General features: G+C 68.0%; 19 protein-coding genes. 14 read left to right on the top strand and 5 right to left on the bottom strand.

Annotated features, from left to right (window positions below; genetic code table 11):
• Nucleotides 1-11 precede the first annotated feature (11 nt).
• A complete protein-coding gene (locus V6X73_RS03110) occupies nt 12-593 on the bottom strand; it encodes a YajG family lipoprotein (RefSeq protein WP_367957788.1) in 582 nt (193 codons plus the stop codon).
• 135 nt (nt 594-728) lie between these two features.
• Here V6X73_RS03110 and V6X73_RS03105 point away from each other — a divergent pair, with 135 nt between their 5' ends.
• Both V6X73_RS03105 and V6X73_RS03100 read left to right on the top strand, forming a co-directional pair.
• Nucleotides 729-1,631 (top strand): mycobacterial-type methylenetetrahydrofolate reductase, encoded by a 903-nt coding sequence (locus V6X73_RS03105; RefSeq protein ID WP_367957789.1) that lies wholly within the window; start codon nt 729-731, stop codon nt 1,629-1,631.
• Between the two features lie 33 nt (nt 1,632-1,664).
• Nucleotides 1,665-1,907, top strand: coding sequence for a hypothetical protein (locus tag V6X73_RS03100; protein ID WP_367957790.1), 243 nt, complete (start codon nt 1,665-1,667; stop codon nt 1,905-1,907).
• Here V6X73_RS03100 and V6X73_RS03095 read toward each other — a convergent pair.
• Nucleotides 1,895-3,316, bottom strand: a complete 1,422-nt coding sequence (locus V6X73_RS03095) for an FAD-binding oxidoreductase (RefSeq protein WP_367957791.1) — start codon at nt 3,314-3,316, stop codon at nt 1,895-1,897. The genes V6X73_RS03100 and V6X73_RS03095 overlap by 13 nt on opposite strands.
• A gap of 112 nt (nt 3,317-3,428) precedes the next feature.
• Here V6X73_RS03095 and V6X73_RS03090 point away from each other — a divergent pair, with 112 nt between their 5' ends.
• From V6X73_RS03090 to V6X73_RS03060, 7 genes are all read left to right on the top strand, one after another.
• Nucleotides 3,429-4,004 carry a YfaZ family outer membrane protein gene (locus V6X73_RS03090; RefSeq protein ID WP_367957792.1) on the top strand — a complete coding sequence of 192 codons (576 nt, stop codon included), beginning with the start codon at nt 3,429-3,431 and terminating at the stop codon, nt 4,002-4,004.
• Nucleotides 3,970-5,082 carry a polysaccharide deacetylase family protein gene (locus V6X73_RS03085; protein WP_367957793.1) on the top strand — a complete coding sequence of 371 codons (1,113 nt, stop codon included), beginning with the start codon at nt 3,970-3,972 and terminating at the stop codon, nt 5,080-5,082. The genes V6X73_RS03090 and V6X73_RS03085 overlap by 35 nt, the downstream gene beginning before the upstream one ends.
• A complete protein-coding gene (locus tag V6X73_RS03080) occupies nt 5,079-5,846 on the top strand; it encodes a metallophosphoesterase (RefSeq protein WP_367957794.1) in 768 nt (255 codons plus the stop codon). Before V6X73_RS03085 ends, V6X73_RS03080 begins: the two co-directional genes overlap by 4 nt.
• A gap of 81 nt (nt 5,847-5,927) precedes the next feature.
• On the top strand, nt 5,928-6,098 hold the full coding sequence (locus V6X73_RS03075) for a rubredoxin (protein WP_016353964.1): 171 nt from the start codon (nt 5,928-5,930) through the stop codon (nt 6,096-6,098).
• Entirely contained in the window at nt 6,095-6,748 is a 654-nt protein-coding gene (thiE, locus tag V6X73_RS03070; RefSeq protein ID WP_367957795.1) for a thiamine phosphate synthase, read from the top strand. Before V6X73_RS03075 ends, thiE begins: the two co-directional genes overlap by 4 nt.
• Entirely contained in the window at nt 6,742-8,028 is a 1,287-nt protein-coding gene (gene hemL / locus V6X73_RS03065) for a glutamate-1-semialdehyde 2,1-aminomutase (protein WP_407826431.1), read from the top strand. Before thiE ends, hemL begins: the two co-directional genes overlap by 7 nt.
• Complete coding sequence (locus V6X73_RS03060) at nt 8,025-10,010, top strand: VTT domain-containing protein (RefSeq protein WP_367957797.1); 1,986 nt, start codon at nt 8,025-8,027, stop codon at nt 10,008-10,010. The genes hemL and V6X73_RS03060 overlap by 4 nt, the downstream gene beginning before the upstream one ends.
• On the opposite strand, the gene V6X73_RS03055 is transcribed toward V6X73_RS03060, so the two are convergent.
• Genes V6X73_RS03055 through V6X73_RS03045 form a run of 3 tightly spaced genes read right to left on the bottom strand, consistent with a single transcriptional unit; the run spans nt 9,962 to nt 12,449 of the window.
• The gene (locus tag V6X73_RS03055; protein ID WP_367957798.1) at nt 9,962-10,585 is read right to left on the bottom strand and encodes a flavin prenyltransferase UbiX; all 624 of its coding nucleotides are present in this window, start codon (nt 10,583-10,585) and stop codon (nt 9,962-9,964) included. The two genes, V6X73_RS03060 and V6X73_RS03055, sit on opposite strands and share 49 nt — an antisense overlap.
• On the bottom strand, nt 10,582-11,940 hold the full coding sequence (mpl, locus tag V6X73_RS03050) for a UDP-N-acetylmuramate:L-alanyl-gamma-D-glutamyl-meso-diaminopimelate ligase (RefSeq protein ID WP_367957799.1): 1,359 nt from the start codon (nt 11,938-11,940) through the stop codon (nt 10,582-10,584). The genes V6X73_RS03055 and mpl overlap by 4 nt, the downstream gene beginning before the upstream one ends.
• A complete protein-coding gene (locus V6X73_RS03045; RefSeq protein WP_367957800.1) occupies nt 11,937-12,449 on the bottom strand; it encodes a hypothetical protein in 513 nt (170 codons plus the stop codon). The genes mpl and V6X73_RS03045 overlap by 4 nt, the downstream gene beginning before the upstream one ends.
• A gap of 101 nt (nt 12,450-12,550) precedes the next feature.
• Here V6X73_RS03045 and V6X73_RS03040 point away from each other — a divergent pair, with 101 nt between their 5' ends.
• The 5 genes from V6X73_RS03040 (at nt 12,551) to prmA (ending at nt 17,085) form a co-directional block, all read left to right on the top strand.
• Nucleotides 12,551-13,738 carry a class I SAM-dependent methyltransferase gene (locus tag V6X73_RS03040; RefSeq protein WP_367957801.1) on the top strand — a complete coding sequence of 396 codons (1,188 nt, stop codon included), beginning with the start codon at nt 12,551-12,553 and terminating at the stop codon, nt 13,736-13,738.
• A gap of 32 nt (nt 13,739-13,770) precedes the next feature.
• Nucleotides 13,771-15,030 carry a 6-phosphofructokinase gene (locus V6X73_RS03035; RefSeq protein ID WP_367957802.1) on the top strand — a complete coding sequence of 420 codons (1,260 nt, stop codon included), beginning with the start codon at nt 13,771-13,773 and terminating at the stop codon, nt 15,028-15,030.
• A 75-nt stretch (nt 15,031-15,105) separates the two neighbouring features.
• On the top strand, nt 15,106-15,633 hold the full coding sequence (gene ppa / locus V6X73_RS03030) for an inorganic diphosphatase (protein WP_367957803.1): 528 nt from the start codon (nt 15,106-15,108) through the stop codon (nt 15,631-15,633).
• A gap of 4 nt (nt 15,634-15,637) precedes the next feature.
• The gene (locus V6X73_RS03025; RefSeq protein WP_367957804.1) at nt 15,638-16,207 is read left to right on the top strand and encodes a cob(I)yrinic acid a,c-diamide adenosyltransferase; all 570 of its coding nucleotides are present in this window, start codon (nt 15,638-15,640) and stop codon (nt 16,205-16,207) included.
• The gene (gene prmA, locus V6X73_RS03020) at nt 16,204-17,085 is read left to right on the top strand and encodes a 50S ribosomal protein L11 methyltransferase (protein ID WP_367957805.1); all 882 of its coding nucleotides are present in this window, start codon (nt 16,204-16,206) and stop codon (nt 17,083-17,085) included. The genes V6X73_RS03025 and prmA overlap by 4 nt, the downstream gene beginning before the upstream one ends.
• Nucleotides 17,086-17,134: the final 49 nt, after the last annotated feature.

Here is a 17,134-nt window from a genome sequence, read left to right as displayed (position 1 = left end):
CATCGTCGTGGTTATCGGCCTGTGGCCAGGAATCGGGCCAGTTCGTCGTCCAGCAGCTGCCCCAGGGCGCGGCTGAGGGCGGTGTTAATGGCATCGGCGTTGGCATCCGCTGTGGGGGGCAGGGGGCGTTGCCGGGTGAGGGTGGTCCCCGAGCGGGTGGTGTAGCGTTGACCGTCGGCGTAGCCGGTGGCGGTCAGCGCCACCTCGGTGGCCAGCTCATAGGGCACCCCGGCGGTGACCTGGTGGTCGAGGGTTTCGATGCGGATTTCAAGCCGGGGGGTGCGGGCCTCGTCCCAGAGGCTGGGTTCGAAGTCGTAGCCGCGCAGGGTCTCGGCGGCGGCCAGTTGCAGTGTGTAGGTGATCTGCTGGGCCGGCATCAACCGGGCGATGCTGCCATCGGGGTTTTCCAGCATGCCCAGGTCGCGATCGGTGCGCGCGTCCTCCACGCTCAGCCCCAGGCTCTGTCCCGAGCCGACCAGCGATTCCACCGCCGCCGGCGTGGGCGATAACCGCAGGGTCTGCGTGCCCTGGGCGCAGGCGGTGAGGATGACCGCGGTTGCGGCCAGAAGGATCAGTCTGGGTAGATATCTCATCGATGGCGTCCTCCGGCTGACCAGCACCAAGATTAACATCCTCGCGCCGGCGGCTGCCGGCACTTGACGCGCTCGGGGCCGCATCAGAGACTGCCGAGTCTTTTCGACGATGACCCGCTTCGGAAGCCATTATCCGTGAAAACCGTACTTGAAGCCGTTCCGCCGGAACGCCACCGGGGCCAGGCCGCGCTGGAGAAGGTGCTCAAGAAAGTCGCCGCGGTGCAGGCCGACACACCGGTGGATCTGGTCAATATCCCCGAGATCCACGAAGAGCCGGCGCGCAGCGACAAGGGCGAGCGCCGCCAGCCCTTCGCGCCGCGCATGGCACCCCGGGATCTGGCGCAGATCATCCGCGAGCGGCTGGGTATCGAGTGCATGATCAACCACGTGGTGGTCCACCATCACTCCGAGCAGGCCCTGGTGGATTGGGCCCGCGAGACCTGGGAGCGCTGCGGCGTCCGGCAGATGGTGTTGGTAGGCGGTGGCCGCCGATCGGTGCGCTACCCCGGCCCCGGGGTGGCCCGGGCCAACGCGCTGCTGCGCGACGCCGATGGGGTGCCGGGGCTTCGCATCGGCAATATCTGCATCCCCAGCCGGCGGGATGAGGCCGCACGCATGGCCGAGAAGGTCGGCGCCGGGGCCGATTTCTTTACCACGCAGATCCTCTACGAGTCGGATGGCTTCTCGCAGATGCTCGCGGCGCTGTCGGCGGCGGGCCAGGCACCGGCCGAGGTGCTGGTGGCTTTCTGTCCAATCCGCAGCGTGCGCAACCTGCGCTTTCTGCAGTGGCTGGGGGTGGGGGTGCCCGAGGACCTCGAGGCCTGGCTGGTTGCTGACGAGACCAAGATCACCGGGCGCTCGGTCGAGCAGATCCATCGGACCTGGCAGGCGATCCTTGATGAGGCCCGGACCATTGCCCCGCCGGTGCCCCGGCTGGGGGTCAACCTCGCGCCCATCGGGCCGATCCCGCCGGCGGTCACCGCTGGTCTGGCCCGCGATCTGGCCGCCGCGCACACCGACGGTGTCGCCGCGCTATGATGCGCGGGACAAGCCTTGGCGAGGAGACAAACCATGGGTGACCTGCCAAAGGTCTTTCGCATCCTGGGCTGGGTCTTTCTGGCGCTGGCGGTCAACATCGTCGGCATCAGCGTGGGCGCGCTGTGGATGAAGCTGGGCCCGGCGACAGTGGATCTGCTGCTCGACCCGGCCAACGCCACCATCTGGCTGACCACGGCGCTGACCTTTGCCCCGGCCATCGGCAGCTTCTACGCCGCCTACCTGCTGCGCCGACGCGAGGCCCGTCAGGCCGACTGATCCCGCAGCGGCACCACCTTGCCCGGGTTGAGCGTGTCGGCCGGGTCCAGTGCGGCTTTGAGATTGCGCATCAGCGCCAGTTCCACCGGGTCCTTGAGCCGTTGCACCTCGGCCGGCTTTAACTGGCCGATGCCATGCTCGGCGGCGAACGACCCGCCTAGCCGGACCGCCTCGTCGTGCACCACCGCGGTCAGATCGGCCCATCGAGCCAGAAATTCGTCGTCGTCGCTGGCTTCGGGGCGGGTGAGGTTGAAATGGATGTTGCCATCGCCCAGATGGCCAAACGCACAGATCCGCGTCCCGGGGCAGGCGGCGATGACCGCTTCGCCGGCGCGCTGGATGAACTCGCCCATGCCGCTGATGGGCACCGAGATATCGTTTTTGATGCTGGCCCCGGCCACTTTCTGGGCCGCCGGGATGGTGTTGCGCAGCCGCCAGAACGCCGCGGCGGTGGGGGCATCACCGGCGATGCGGTAGTCGCCGACGGCCGCAGCGGCCATGGCCTGTTCCAGCCGGCCGGCCAGGTCCACGTCCTCGGCGCTGCTGCTGGCTTCGACGAGCAGATACCAGGCATGGGGCGCCGGCAGCGGGTCGACACAATGCGCGTCATGGGCAAGGGCGTACTCGAGCGGCCGACGACCCATGAGTTCGCAACTGCTCAACGCATCGCCGCTTGCCTGGCGCAGCTGGCTGAACAGGGCGATGGCGCGCTCGACGCTGTCCAGTCCGACAATGGCCGTGGCCCTTTGCCGGATGGCCGGAAAGAGCTTGAGGCTGGCGGCGGTGATGATCCCCAGGCTGCCCTCGGCGCCGATGAAAAGATCCTTAAGGTCAAAGCCGCTGTTGTCCTTGCGCAGACGCTTGAGCCCATGCCAGATCCGGCCATCGGCGAGGACCACCTCAACGCCCAGGGTCAGGTCCCGGGCGTTGCCGTAGCGCAGCACGTTCATGCCGCCGGCGTTGGTGGCCAGGTTGCCGCCGATCTGACAATCCGCCTCGGCGGCGTAGCTCAGCGGAAACAGCCGATCGACGGCCGCGGCGGCGGCCTGGACGGCGCTGAGCCGGCAGCCGGCCTCTGCCACCAGACTGAAATCCTCGGCATCCACCGAGCGGATGCGGTCGAGCCGCTCCAGCGAGAGGATGATGGCCTGCTCGTCCGGCCGCGCCGCCGCGCCGCCGCAAAGCCCGGTGTTGCCGCCCTGGGGGATGACAGCCAGACCGGCCCCGTGGCACGCCGTCACCGCCCGGGCCACCGCCTCGGGGGTATCCGGCCGGATCACCGCCGCCACCGGGTGTCCGCCAAACCGACCCCGCTGTTCGGTGAGATAGGGCGCCATCGCCCGGGCATCGGTCACCACCGATTCGGCGTCGAGGGTCTTGAGCAGTTGGGTGACCGCGGTGTTGGTCATGTTTTCTCCCGTTGCCGATTCGCTCCATTGTACGGCGTGGACCGGCCTGCCGTCGCGGCGGTGAGCGTGTATCATGAGCCGGGTCAATCATTGGCTTTGAGGAGTGCCGGTCATGAGGTTCAGGACTGCCCGTTGGGCGCTTTTATCCGTGGTCTTCGCCGCCGCCACCGCCGGCGCGGATACCCTGGGTGTGGATCTGAGCAGCGACGCTGCCAAACTGTCGTTTTTGCGGCCTCTGCCGCCGGAGGGGCTGGAGGCCGGCGGGGGGCTGATGATCCACGATGACGACGGCGAGATCATCGAGGCCGACCTCCATCTGGTCGACCGGCCCGAGCCGGGGCGCAACGCGCTGGTGCTCGGCATTGGCGGCAAGCTGCCGGTGATCATGGACGACCGACGTGACGCCGACGGCGCCGCGCTTGCCATCGGCGGCAAGCTGCGCTGGACGCTGCCGCACTACAACCGTGCCGCAGTGGCCGGCAACCTCTACTACGCGCCCTCGGCCACCAGTTTTAGCGATATCGACGGCTATCAGGAATATGCCGTACGCGGCGAGTTCCAGGTCCTCGAGCAGGCCAATGTCTTTGTTGGCTATCGCAATATTGAGCTGAGCTACGACGGCCGCTCCCGCGGTGGTGACCGGGATTTCGACGATGGCGTCTACGCCGGGTTCAACATCAACTTCTAACCCGGCGCGCCGGCGCGCCGGCGGCGTCCCGGGGTGGCTGCTGGGGCTGGTGCTGCTGGCCGGGCCGGCCGGCGCCTCGGCACCGGATCTGGCCGCGACGGTGTTGATGTACCACCACGTCGGCAACGCCGAGACGCCCAGCACCAGTGTCACCCGCACCCAGTTCGCGGCGCATCTCGACTATCTCGCGCGCAACGACTTCAACGTGGTCGACCTGGGCGAGGTGGTCGAGGCGCTGCGCACCCGCGAGCCGCTGCCCGATCGCACGGTGGCGATCACCTTTGATGACGGCTACGAAAGCGTTGGCCGGGTCGCGCATCCGATGCTGGCCGAGCGGGGTTGGCCGTATACGATTTTCGTCAACACCCGGCCGGTGGCGGATGGCTACAGCGGCTATCTGACCTGGGCCGAGATGGCGGCCATGGCCGATGAGGGCGCCCGGTTCGCCAACCACTCCCACCGCCACGTGCCGCTTCAGTTGCGGCGGGATAATGAGGCCCGACCTCAGTGGCGCGAGCGGGTGGTCAATGACATCCAGACCGCGCAGCGCCGGCTGGTCGATCGGTTGGGCGAAGCCGTCCACCAGGATCCGCCGTTGCTGGCCTATCCGTTTGGCGAATACAGCATCGAGCTCATGGATGTCGTCGCCGAGCTCGGCTATGTGGGCCTGGGTCAGCACTCCGGCGCCATCGGCCGCCACAGCAACTCGCTGGCGCTGCCGCGCTTTCCGATGAATGAGCATTACGCCGACATGGACGGATTTGCCGTCAAGGTCGATGCCCTGCCCCTGCCGGTGGTCTCGCAGACGCCCCTCGATCCGGTGCGCGAGGCCGACGAACTGCCCACCCTGACCGTGACCCTGGCGCCCGACGCGGCGATCCCCGAAGCCCGGCTCGCCTGTTTCTACCAGGACCAGCGCCTCGATCCACGCTGGCTCGAGCCCGGGCGGCGCTTCGCCGTGCAGGCCACCGGCCGTCTGCCCGTCGGCCGCAGCCGTTACAACTGCACCGCGCCGGCCGGTGAGGGGCGTTTTTACTGGTACAGCCAGCTGTGGATCCACGGCGAGGCCGGTACATGAGCCCAGCGGGCCCGGTGCGTCTGCTGCAGCTAAGCGATACGCATCTTTTTGCCGACCCCGACAAGCGGCAGGCCGGGGTCAACGTCCGTGACCGCTTCAACCGGACGCTGGCCGCCATGAAGCCCTGGGCGGCTCATGCCCACGGGCTTTTGCATACCGGCGATCTGGTCCATGACGAAAGCGCCGCCGGCTATGACGATCTGGCCGCGCAACTGGCGACCCTGGGGCTGCCCGGCCGGGTCATCCCGGGTAACCATGATGACCCCCGGCAGATGGCGCGGGCGTTTGCCGGGCCGCTGATCACCACCGGCCGCAGTCTGGTGGTGAGGGACTGGACGGTGATCATGCTCAACACCCAGATCCCCGGCGCTGTCCCGGGGGCGCTTGCCGAAGGCGAGCTGGCGGCGCTGGATGAAGCGCTCGAGGCGTTGACCACCGACCATGTCATCGTGGCCATGCACCACCCCCCCATCCCGGTGGGTACCCCCTGGCTGGATGCCATCGCGTTGCAGCGGCCGGCGGCGCTGCAGGCCCGGATCGAGGCCGAGTCGCGCATTCGTGCGGTGCTGGTCGGGCATATCCATCACCCCGTGGACCGGCCCTGGTGCGGGGCGCGGGTGATCAGCGCCCCCTCCACCGCCGCCGATTTCTGCCCCGGTGCCGCCGACTTTACCCGGGGGGAGGCGCCGCCGGGTTTCCGCTGGCTGGATCTGGGCCCGGGCGGTGAAATCGACACCGGTGTGGTCTGGGCCACCCACGGCTAAAGCCCTTTCCCGTGGACGCGGCAGGCTTTAGGGTTGGGATTTGAAAACGTTCTGACTTCGACCTGATCAACGGAGATGGCAATGGAATATCGCTCGTGGATGTGTGTGGTCTGCGGCTGGATCTATGAAGAAGAGGATGGCCTGCCCGAGGAGGGCATCGCCCCCGGGACGCGCTGGGAAGATATCCCGGATGACTTCGTCTGCCCGGAATGCGGCGCCGGCAAGTCGGATTTCGAGATGATCGAGATTTGACCGCCGCGGGTTCCATCACCGGGCTTTACGCGATCACCGCCCCGCGTCGGGCCGGCCAGTCCGGTCTGCTCGACGCCGCGGCCGCCACCCTCGGGGCCGGCGCCCGGGTGCTGCAGTATCGCGACAAAAGCGATGACGCCGATCGGCGACTGACCGAAGCCACCGCGCTGGCGGCCCTGTGTCGGCAGCATGGTGCGGCGTTCATCATCAACGACGATGTCGACCTGGCTCTGCAGGCCAACGCCGACGGGGTGCACGTCGGTCGCGACGATGCCGGTGTCGCCCGGGCACGATCGGCGCTGGGGCCCGGCCGTGTGCTGGGGGTTTCCTGCTACGCCGATCTCGACCGGGCCGGGGCAGCGGTCGAGGCGGGTGCCGACTATCTGGCCTTTGGCAGTGTCTACCCCTCGCCCACCAAGCCCCAGGCCGGGCTGGCGCCGCTTGATATCCTGGCCGAGGCCCGGCGACGCTTTGCCCTGCCGGTGGTGGCCATTGGCGGGATCACGGCCGATAACATCGGCGAGGTGACCGCTGCCGGGGCCGATGCGGTGGCGGTGGTGGATGCCGTATTCGGTGCCGACGACCCGCGGTCCGCCACGGCGGCGTTGATCCATCGCGGCTTTTCAACACAAGGGACGCCATCATCATGAGCAGCCGATCCGAGAATCTTTTTGCCCAGGCCCAGCAGCATCTGGTGGGCGGGGTGAACTCTGCCGTGCGGGCATTCCGCTCGGTGGGCGGGACACCGGTTTTCATCCGCCGCGGCGAGGGCGCCTGGATCGAGGATGTGGATGGCAAGCGCTATGTGGACTACGTGCTCTCGTACGGGCCGCTCGCCATCGGCCATGCCCATCCCGAAGTGGTGGAGGCCATCGCCGATACCGCCGCCCGGGGCACCAGCTTTGGTGCCCCCACCGAGCTCGAGACCGAGCTGGCCGTCCAGGTCAAATCCCTGATGCCGGGCATCGAGCGCCTTCGCATGGTCAACTCCGGCACCGAGGCCTGCATGAGCGCTGTGCGGCTGGCCCGGGGCTATACCGGCCGTGACCGGGTGTTGAAATTCCGCGGCAACTACCACGGCCATGTCGATGCGCTGTTGGTCGAGGCGGGTTCGGGGGTGTTGACCCTCGGGATCCCCGGCTCTCCCGGGGTGCCGGCATCGGTCACCGAGACCACCCTGACCGCGCCCTACAACGACATCGATGCGGTCCGCCAGCTCTTTGCCGAGTATGGCGAGACCATTGCGGCGGTGCTGGTCGAGCCGGTGGCCGGCAACATGAACTGCGTGCCGGCCATGCCGGCATTCCTCGAGGGGCTGCGGAGCCTTTGCGATGACAGCGGGGCGCTGCTGGTCTTTGACGAGGTGATGAGTGGTTTCCGTGCCGCCCCCGGCGGAGCCCAGGCCGCCTATGGCGTGACCCCGGATCTCACCTGCCTGGGCAAGGTGATCGGCGGTGGCCTGCCCACCGCGGCGCTGGGTGGACGGGCCGATGTCATGGAATACCTCGCCCCCACCGGTCCGGTCTATCAGGCCGGCACCCTGTCGGGGAATCCGCTGGCAATGGCCAGCGGCCTTGCGACGTTGCGCAACCTCACCCGGCCCGGTGTGCATGCCGGGGCCGAGGCATGGACCGGGCGTCTGCTCGCCGGGCTCGAGGCTCGGGCCGAGGCCGCCGGGGTTGGGCTGACCACCACCCAGGCCGGCACCATGTTCGGGCTTTTCTTTACCGACAAGGACGAGATCGTCGGCTTTGAGGATGTCGCCGGCTGTGATGCCGATCGGTTCAAGCGCTTTTTCCACGGCATGCTCGAGGCCGGGGTCTATCTGGCCCCTTCCGCTTTCGAGGCGGGTTTTGTCTCGACCGCCCATGACGAGGCGGCGCTAGCCCATACCCTGGATGCCGCCGAGCGGGTCTTTGCCCATCTGTGAACGGGCCCTGGGGATTTGTTGAACCCATCCTGAACTTCCTCGCCGCTCACCCCGACTGGGTGGGGGTGGCGGTGGCGGTCATCGCCTTTGCCGAGTCCCTGGCGCTGGTGGGGCTGCTGGTCCCCGGGGCGGTGCTGATGTTCGCCGCCGGGGCGCTTATCGGCGGCAGTCACATGCCGGTGCTGCCGATTCTGCTCTGGGCCATGGCCGGTGCCATTGCCGGGGATGGGCTGAGTTTCTATCTGGGGCGGCGCTTTCGCGGCGAGCTCCGTCTGCTGCCGGTCATCCGCCGCTATCCGGGGGCGGTGAACCGGGCCGAGGCGTTGTTCCACCGCCACGGCGGCAAGAGCGTGGTGATTGGCCGGTTTGTTGGCCCGGTGCGTCCGGTGATTCCCGCCGTGGTCGGTATGCTGGGCATGCCGCCGGGGCGTTTTCTGCTCGCCAACCTGGGCTCGGCGGTGATCTGGGCCCCGGCGTATCTCCTCCCCGGTGTGGTGTTCGGGGCCTCGCTGGCCCTGGCGCTCGAGGTCATGGGCCGCCTGGTGGCCTGGATCGTGCTGGTGATCACCCTGTTCCTGCTGCTGCGCTGGCTGTTGCCGCGCATCGATCGGCCACTGCGGCTGGCCGGCCATCGCCTGGCCCGCGCGGTGGGCCGACAACCGCCCAGGGGCGTGGAGTGGGCCTGGCTGCGGCCATTGCATGCCGCCACCCGGGCGCTGCGATACCGGCGTGGCTGGTTCTGGTGGCTGATGCTGGCCGTGCTGGTGGCAAGCAGCGCCCGGGCGCTGCTCGAACCCGCGCCCATGGACTGGGAGCGCGGCATGGCCGCCGTCATCCGGGTCTCGGCGTCCGGCCTTGATGATGCCTTTTGGGCGGTCACCCAGCTGGGCGGTGTATTGCCGGTCATGCTGGCGGCGCTGGCCCTTGTCGGGGTGGTGTGGTGGGTCGAGGGGCAACGGCGGGCGCTGCTGGCGCTGCTGGCGATGGCCGCCACCCAGGCCATCGCCTACGGCCTCAAGGGCTGGATTGGTCTGGCCCGGCCGCTTTCGCTGACCGAGACCCCCGCGTTCGGGGCGGCGTTGCCGAGCGCCCACGCCGCGGGTATTGCGGTGCTGGTCACGCTCTGGGTGGTGTTGTGGCCGGCCGCGCGGCCCATCTCGCGCAATCTTTTGCTGGCCATTGCCGGGCTGCTGACCGCCGCCGTTGCCGTGAGTCGTCTGGCGTTGGGGGTGCATTGGCCATTGGATGTCCTCGCCGGCATCGGCCTGGGCGTCACCCTGGGCGCGCTCCCGGTGGTAGCCCGCAGCCCTCGGGGCTCGGGCAATGGGTCGATGACGGCGGTGGCCGTCTCGATGGTGGTGCTGCTCGCCACCGCCGGGCTCACCCGGCAGCTTCAGTGGCCGGATCCGTTGGCGGATTATCCCGAACCGCCGGGCGCGCCGGTGATGACCGCGGCCGACTGGCTGGCCGGCGATGGCCCCCTGCCGCAGCGGCGATTGGCCATTCTGGGGCTTGAGGCGCCGTTTGACGCCCAGTGGTGGTCGGCGGCAACGCCACCGGCGGGTTTTCAACCCGACTGGCAACAACCGCCGGAATGGCGCTGGCAGACCCTGCTGCGCTGGGTCAGTCCGCGGCCCACACCCGCGCGTCTGCCGGTGCTACCGCGCTGGCACGCGGGCCGGATAGCCCCCTTTGTCCGTATCCGTCTGGGCGACGACCCGACCCGGCGCTGGGTGTTGCGGGGCTGGCCGGTGGCGCGTGTCGAGCGCGGTCGGGTGTGGCTGCTGCAACTCGAGCAAGAGCGTATTACCGGTGGCTTGCTGCTCCCGCGTCTCGAACGGCAACGCCCGGACCGGACGGCGGTAAGGCGGCTTTTGGACGCCGCGGCCGAGCGGGCCGAGCGGCGCTCGATCGCCGGGATCCGGCCACCTCGTTATTCGCCGGCGAGCGAGTCCTGGCCCCAGGGCGGGATCAGCGACTGATCAAGCCCCAGGCGGTCGAGGACCCGGGCGACGACAAAGTCCACCAGCTCGTTCATCGCCGTCGGCCGGTGATAGAAGGCCGGGTTGGCGGGCAGCATGACCGCCCCCATGCGGGTGAGCCGGAGCATGTTCTCGAGGTGGATTTCGGATAGGGGGGTCTCGCGGGGCACCGCGATGAGCTGGCCGCGTTCTTTGAGCACCACATCCGCCGCCCGCTCGATCAGTGCCTCACTGGTCCCGGCGGCGATCCGGCCCAGGGTGCCGGTGGTGCACGGGCAGATCACCATCTGCCTGGGCGCCCCCGAGCCCGAGGCCACCGGCGCCGACCAGGCCTTGGCGCCAAACACCGTCAACTGCCCGTCATGGGCGCCGAAGCGCCGGGCCAGTGTGGCTGCCATGTCACTGCTTCGCGCCGGCAGACTGAGATCGTGCTCCATTTTGAGCACCAGCCGCCCGGCCTCCGAGACCATCAGGTAGACCGGGACACCGGCGCCCAGGAGGCATTCCAGCAGTCGCAGGCCGTAAATCGCGCCCGAGGCGCCGGTGATCGCCAGGGTGATGGGTGGGTTGTTCATTGGGCATTGTCCTGTGTCTGCCGGGTCAATCCCTCGATGAGTCGCTCATGGATCCCACCGAAGGCCCCGTTACTCATGACCGCGATGGTATCGCCGGGTCGGCTGTCCTGCATGATGCCCGCCACCAGCGCATCCAGTCCGTCGGCCACGCGGGCGCGGGAGCCAAGATCGGCCACCGCGGCCCGGACATCCCAGTCAAGAGACGGGTCGGCCAGCAGATGGATCCGGTCGGCTTTCTGCAGCGAGCCGCCCAGGCGATCGGCATGGACGCCTTCGCGCATGGTGTTCGACCGCGGCTCGACCGCCGCCACCAGCCGCCGATCGGGTGCCGCTGTCCGCAGGGCCTCGAGGGTGGCGGCGATGGCGGTGGGGTGGTGGGCAAAATCATCCACCACCCGGATGTCGTTGACCTCGCCGCGCAGTTCAAGACGCCGCGCCACGCCCCGAAAGTCGGCCAGCGCTTCGGTTGCGTTTTCGATGGCAACGCCTACGTGGCGGGCCGCCAGGGTGGCCGCGGCGGCATTCATGGCGTTGTGGGCGCCTGGCTGTGGCAGGGGCAGGGGGTGTTGCCCCAACTGCCACGCCCCGGCCGTGCCGTCGAGGCGCCAGGGGTGGTCGGGATGCCGGCCAAACACCACCCGGTCGGTCCAGCAGCCGGTGGCCAGCACCCGCTCGAGGGCGGGCTCATCGCCGTTGACCACCAGGCTGCCGTTGCCGGGGACGGTACGGATCAGATGATGGAATTGCCGCTCTATTGCCGCAAGATCGGGGTAGATGTCGGCATGATCGAACTCAAGATTGTTCAGCACCAGAGTCCGGGGGCGGAAGTGGACGAACTTGGCGCGTTTATCGAAAAAGGCGGTGTCGTACTCATCGGCTTCGATGACAAAAAACGGCGCCTGACCAAGCCGCGCCGGGACGTCGAAGTTGGCCGGCCGGCCGCCGATCAGAAACCCCGGTGCCAGGCCGGCGGACTCCAGCATCCAGGCAAGCATTGCCGCGGTGGTGGTCTTACCATGGGTGCCGGCCACCGCGATCACCCAGCGGTCGTGGAGGATGTGGTGGGCCAGCCAGGCCGGGCCCGAGGTGTAGTCGCGGCGCATCGCCAGAATGGCCTCCACCGCCGGGTTGCCGCGGCCAAGGGCGTTGCCGATGATCACCTCGTCGGCGGCCTCGGCACTGGGCGATGGCGTATAACCGGTCTCGACGTCGATCCCGGCGCGGGCAAGCACCTCGCTCATGGGCGGGTAGAGCGGCTGATCCTGACCGGTCACCCGGTAGCCGGCCTCTCGGGCGATCAGCGCCAGCCCGGCCATGAACGTCCCGCCGATGCCAAGGATATGGACGTGGCTCATGCGCCGGTCAGCCCGCGAACAAAGACACTGGCGCCGAACAGATAGACCAGCGCCAGGCCGACGGCAAAGCCCGTGGTCATGGACAATGCCGCGCGCAGGATGCGGCTGACCACGGCGACATTCCACAAAAGCAGCGCCAGGAAAAGCCCCGCGGCCAGGCCGTTGGTCTCATTGGGCTGGCCAAGCCTGAGCAGCACCGGCAGGGCCACCGCCGAGATGATCGCATCGGTGCCGAAAACCGCGGTGGCGGTCTGGGTGAAACGCGCTGGCACGCCCCGCAGCCACAGGGCAACGGCAAGGAACGCCGCGTTGTAGGCGATCAACAGCAGGATCTGCACCAGCGGTTCCACCTCGGGGGTGTAGCGCTGGATGACCGGGTAGTTGATGGCCGCGGTGGCGGCGATGGTCCCACCCAGCAGGGCATTCGAGCAGGGCAACTCGTCGGGTCCGGCACGGAGCAGGGCGATGCCCAGCAGGCGCTGCGGTGACGATGCGGATGTCTCGGCCATGGTTTTCTGCGCTCTTGCGGGCGGGGTTGAACCCGCCGGCGGTGTTGCGGTTGCATGCATGGTAACGGTTCACCGCGCCGCCGTCGCCACGGAGGTCAGGGATGCTGGAGAAAATCCTCGAAGAAGGGGTTCGTAACGGCTCGCTTGATTTCAAGGCCGCCGATGGCCGTCGCGGCCGTTATGGCGATGGCGAGCCGGTGGCCGAGGTGACACTGCATGACCCCGCCATCGAGCGGCGGCTTGTGGCCGACCCGGATTTCATGCTCGGCCAGACCTACATGGAAGGGGCCTGGAGCACGCCGGATCTGCGCACACTGCTGGATGTGTTGATGGGCAACTTCGCCCGACAAGCGCCGGGGCAGGGCCAGCGGGTGTTGCAGCCGGTGCTTCGCTTGTTGCAGCAGTGGAACCGACGGGCGGCCAGCCGGCGCAATGTCGCTCATCACTACGATCTTGATGAGTCGCTTTTCAGGCGGTTTCTCGACCGCGATCTGCAGTACTCCTGCGCCTATTGGGACGACGGGGTGGACGACCTCGAGGCCGCCCAGGCCGCCAAGCGGGCGCTCATCCGCCGCAAGCTCTGCCTCGCGCCCGAACAGACCGTGCTGGATATCGGCTGCGGTTGGGGCGGGCTCGCCATCGAGCTGGCGGAACAGGCCGGTGCCCAGGTGGTGGGGTTGACCCTGTCCCGGGAGCAGGCCCGGGTGGCCCGGCAACGGGTGGCCGACCGGGGGCTCGACGACCGGGTGGCGATCCGCATGCAGGATTACCGCGATGTGCCCGAGCGGTTTGATCGTATCGTCAGTGTCGGCATGTTCGAGCATGTCGGGGCGCGTTACTACGACACCTACTTCAACGCCGTCCACCGTCACCTGAGCGCCGATGGCATCGCCCTTGTCCACACCATCGGCCGGACCGGCCGGCCGGGGGTGACCAACCCCTGGATTCGTCGTTACATCTTCCCCGGCGGCTACATACCGGCGCTCTCCGAGGTGGCCTCGGCGGTGGAGCGCCAGCAACTGCTCTGCAGCGACCTGGAAGTGCTGCGCATGCACTATGCCTACACCCTGGCGGCGTGGTTCGCCCGATTCCAGGCGGTCCGCGATGCGGTCTGCCGCGAGAAGGGCGAGCGCTTCTGCCGAATGTGGGAGTTCTATCTGGCGGCCAGCGAGATGGCCTTCCGTCACCGCGGGCTGGTGGTCTTTCACTTCCAGCTCGCGCGGGATCAGCATGCCGTGCCGCGAACCCGGGATTATCTCTGGCAGCAAGGCCAACCGGTCAGTTGTTAGAATCGGCCCCGGATTGCAGGGGAGAGCCATTCATGACCGCCAGAAACGCTTTTTATGCCCAGTCCGGGGGGGTGACCGCCGTGATCAACGCCACCGCCTGCGGGGTGATCGAGACCGCCCGCGCCCACCCCGAGCGGATTGGCACCGTCTACGCCGGCCGCCACGGCATATTGGGGGCGTTGCAAGAGGCGCTCATCGACACCGCCGGCGAGTCGGCCGAGACCATCGCCGCGCTGCGCCACACCCCGGCGGGTGCATTTGGCTCGGCGCGCTACAAACTCAAGGGGCTGGAGGAAAACCGCGCCGAGTACGAGCGGCTGATCGACGTCTTCCGGGCCCACGACATTGGTTATTTCTTCTACAACGGCGGTGGTGATTCGCAGGACACCGCCCACAAGGTCTCGCAGCTCGGCGAGGCCATGGGCTATCCGATCCAGTGCATTGGCGTGCCCAAGACCGTCGACAACGACCTGCCGGTCACCGATACCTGCCCGGGGTTCGGCTCGGTGGCCAAATACATTGCCGTGGCGACCCGCGAGGCGGGGCTGGATGTGGCCTCCATGGCCGAGACCTCGACCAAGGTGTTCATCCTCGAGACCATGGGGCGACACGCCGGCTGGATTGCCGCGGCCTCGGCCCTGGCGCGGGAGGGCGAGGGCGACCCGCCCCATGTCATTCTGCTGCCCGAGGTGCCGCTGGATGAGCAGCGTTTCCTCGATCGGGTCCGCGAGAGTGTCGAGCGGTTCGGCTACTGCGTGGTGGTGGTCTCGGAGGGGGTGAAAACCGCCGACGGCCAGTTCCTGGCCGACCAGGGCACGCGGGATGCCTTCGGCCACGTCCAGTTGGGGGGGGTGGCGCCCACGGTGGCGGCCATGGTCAAAAACCAACTCGGCTACAAATACCACTACGCCATCGCCGATTATCTGCAACGCGCGGCGCGGCATATCGCCTCGGCCACCGACGTGGAACAGGCCTATGCCCTGGGCAAGGCGGCCGTGGAGCTGGCAATCGCCGGCGAGGATGCGGTCATGCCCACGATCGTGCGCGAATCCGACAGTCCCTATCGTTGGCACATCGGCCGGGTGCCGCTGGCCGAGGTGGCCAACGTCGAGGCCAGGATGCCGGCGGAGTACATCGATGAAAGCGGTCTTTTCGTCACCGAATCCTGCCTGCGCTATCTGCGCCCGCTAATTGCCGGTGAAGACTATCCGCCCTACCGCAACGGCCTGCCGGACTATGCCCGTCTGGCCGGTCGGATGGTCGAAAAACGCCTGCCGGCATTCGGTGCCTGACCCGGGGGCGGGGGCTGCGTATAATCACGCCTTTTGACGAACCAAGCCTGCATCCAGCAACGAGGAGAGCGAAGCATGGCCTTTGAGGGAATCACCGCCGGCAAGGATCTGCCGGAAGACATCAACATCATCATCGAGATCCCGGCCAACGCCGATCCGATCAAGTACGAAGTGGACAAGGACTCGGGCGCCGTGATGGTGGACCGGTTCATGGGCACGGCCATGCACTACCCGGCCAACTACGGCTACATCCCGGACACCCTCTGCGGCGATGGGGATCCGCTCGATGCACTGGTGGTCACCCCCTTTCCGCTGGCGGTGGGCTCGGTGATCCGCTGTCGTCCGGTGGGGGTGCTGGAGATGTCCGACGAAAGCGGCGAGGATGCCAAGCTGCTTTGCGTGCCGATCAGCAAACTCACCCCCATCTACGATCACGTCCAGGCCCCCGCGGACCTGCCGTCGCTGCTGCTCGAGCAGATCAGTCATTTCTTCGAGCACTACAAGGATCTCGAGCCCGGCAAGTGGGTGAAGGTCAACGGCTGGAAGGGGCATGACGCGGCGGTCGCCGAGATCGAGGATTCGGTCAAGCGGTTCAACGGTTAACCGCGTGGTCAAGCTCACCAAAATCTATACCCGAACCGGGGATGCCGGTCACACGGCGCTGGGCGACGGCAGCCGTGTGGCCAAAACCGATCTGCGGGTCAATGCCTACGGCACGGTGGATGAGCTCAACGCCCTGCTCGGTATCTGCCGGCTGCATGCCGGTGGTGATCTGGATGCGGCGTTGATGCGCATCCAGAACGATCTTTTTGACGTGGGGGCCGATCTTTGTACCCCCGAGCAGGAGGATCCGCCCTTCGAGCCGCTGCGGGTGACCGAGCCCCAGGTGGAATGGCTGGAGGCCGAGATCGATCGCATCAACGCCGGCCTCGAGACGCTGCGCTCGTTTGTCCTGCCGGCCGGCAGCCCGGCGGCGGCGCACCTGCATCATGCCCGCACCGTGGCACGTCGGGCCGAACGGGATTCGGCCGCGCTGGCCACCGCCGCGCCCATCAACGAGACGGTCCTTCGCTATCTCAACCGGCTCTCGGATTATCTGTTTGTCCTCGCCCGCGAGGCCAACCGCGAAGCCCGCGGTGATGTCCTCTGGCAGCCCGGCGAACATCGCGGGCCGTGAGTGACTGGCAACTGAGCTTTCCACTGCCGGCGGCCGATGCCGAGCGGGCCGAGGCGGTGCTCGAAGCCCATGGCGCGACGGCGGTCAGCCTTTGTGAGGCGGCCGGGGCGACGGCGGTGCTCGAACCGGCCCCGGGCGAGACCCGTCTGTGGGATGCCATGCGGGCCGAGGCGCTGTTCGGCGCGGACGTCGACCAGGTGTTGGTGGCCGATGCCATCGCCCGGGCCCTCGATCTGCCGCCTACCGAGCTCAAGTGGGCACCCATCGAAGCGCGCGATTGGGAACGGGTCTGGCTGGATGACTTCAAGCCGCTGGATTTTGGCCATGGGCTCTGGGTGGTGCCCCACGGCATGACACCGCCGGCGTCGGCGACCATCCCCGTCCGGCTGGATCCGGGGCTGGCCTTTGGCACCGGCACCCATCCCACCACGGCGCTCTGCCTCGAGGCGCTGGCGGCGGCACCGCCTGTGGGGCAAACGCTGATCGACTATGGCTGCGGATCCGGCATCCTGGCCGTCGCCGCCCTCAAGCTGGGCGCCCGTCGGGTCATTGCCATTGATAACGATCCCCAGGCGCTGACCGCCACCCGGGACAATGCCCGGGCCAACCAGGTGGCCGGGGCCATCGAGACCGGTCTGCCGGGCCATGATCTGCCGGTGGCCGACGCGGTGGTGGCCAATATCCTGGCCGGGATTCTCAAGCAGCTGGCGCCGGTTTTGACCGATGCACTGACGCCCGGCGGGCGTTTGCTCATGAGCGGGGTCCTTGCCGATCAGGCCGCGGCCGTACGCCGGGCCTACACCCCGGCCATTGATTTTGTCGATGACACCCGGCGCGACGGTTGGATTTGTCTGCGTGGACACCGGCGGTTGTCTTGACCCATGCGCTTTAACGCAGCGGGGGTTGTGGTTATGATCCCGGCTTCGC

This window comes from Spiribacter pallidus, from assembly GCF_040838495.1.
In the GTDB taxonomy this organism is placed as follows: Bacteria; Pseudomonadota; Gammaproteobacteria; order Nitrococcales; family Nitrococcaceae; genus Spiribacter; species Spiribacter pallidus.
The sequence above is the reverse complement of the archived record's forward strand: the minus strand, read 5'-3'. Positions and strand labels throughout refer to the sequence as shown.

Coding starts and splice junctions, on each gene's coding strand:
- V6X73_RS03110 (WP_367957788.1), bottom strand. CDS start 593: ATGAGATATCTACCCAGACTGATCCTTCTGGCCGCAACCGCGGTCATC.
- V6X73_RS03055 (WP_367957798.1), bottom strand. CDS start 10,585: ATGAACAACCCACCCATCACCCTGGCGATCACCGGCGCCTCGGGCGCG.
- ppa (WP_367957803.1), top strand. CDS start 15,106: ATGGCCTTTGAGGGAATCACCGCCGGCAAGGATCTGCCGGAAGACATC.
- V6X73_RS03095 (WP_367957791.1), bottom strand. CDS start 3,316: ATGACCAACACCGCGGTCACCCAACTGCTCAAGACCCTCGACGCCGAA.
- V6X73_RS03040 (WP_367957801.1), top strand. CDS start 12,551: ATGCTGGAGAAAATCCTCGAAGAAGGGGTTCGTAACGGCTCGCTTGAT.
- V6X73_RS03085 (WP_367957793.1), top strand. CDS start 3,970: ATGGCGTCTACGCCGGGTTCAACATCAACTTCTAACCCGGCGCGCCGG.
- V6X73_RS03045 (WP_367957800.1), bottom strand. CDS start 12,449: ATGGCCGAGACATCCGCATCGTCACCGCAGCGCCTGCTGGGCATCGCC.
- V6X73_RS03090 (WP_367957792.1), top strand. CDS start 3,429: ATGAGGTTCAGGACTGCCCGTTGGGCGCTTTTATCCGTGGTCTTCGCC.
- V6X73_RS03075 (WP_016353964.1), top strand. CDS start 5,928: ATGGAATATCGCTCGTGGATGTGTGTGGTCTGCGGCTGGATCTATGAA.
- V6X73_RS03100 (WP_367957790.1), top strand. CDS start 1,665: ATGGGTGACCTGCCAAAGGTCTTTCGCATCCTGGGCTGGGTCTTTCTG.
- V6X73_RS03035 (WP_367957802.1), top strand. CDS start 13,771: ATGACCGCCAGAAACGCTTTTTATGCCCAGTCCGGGGGGGTGACCGCC.
- mpl (WP_367957799.1), bottom strand. CDS start 11,940: ATGAGCCACGTCCATATCCTTGGCATCGGCGGGACGTTCATGGCCGGG.
- V6X73_RS03080 (WP_367957794.1), top strand. CDS start 5,079: ATGAGCCCAGCGGGCCCGGTGCGTCTGCTGCAGCTAAGCGATACGCAT.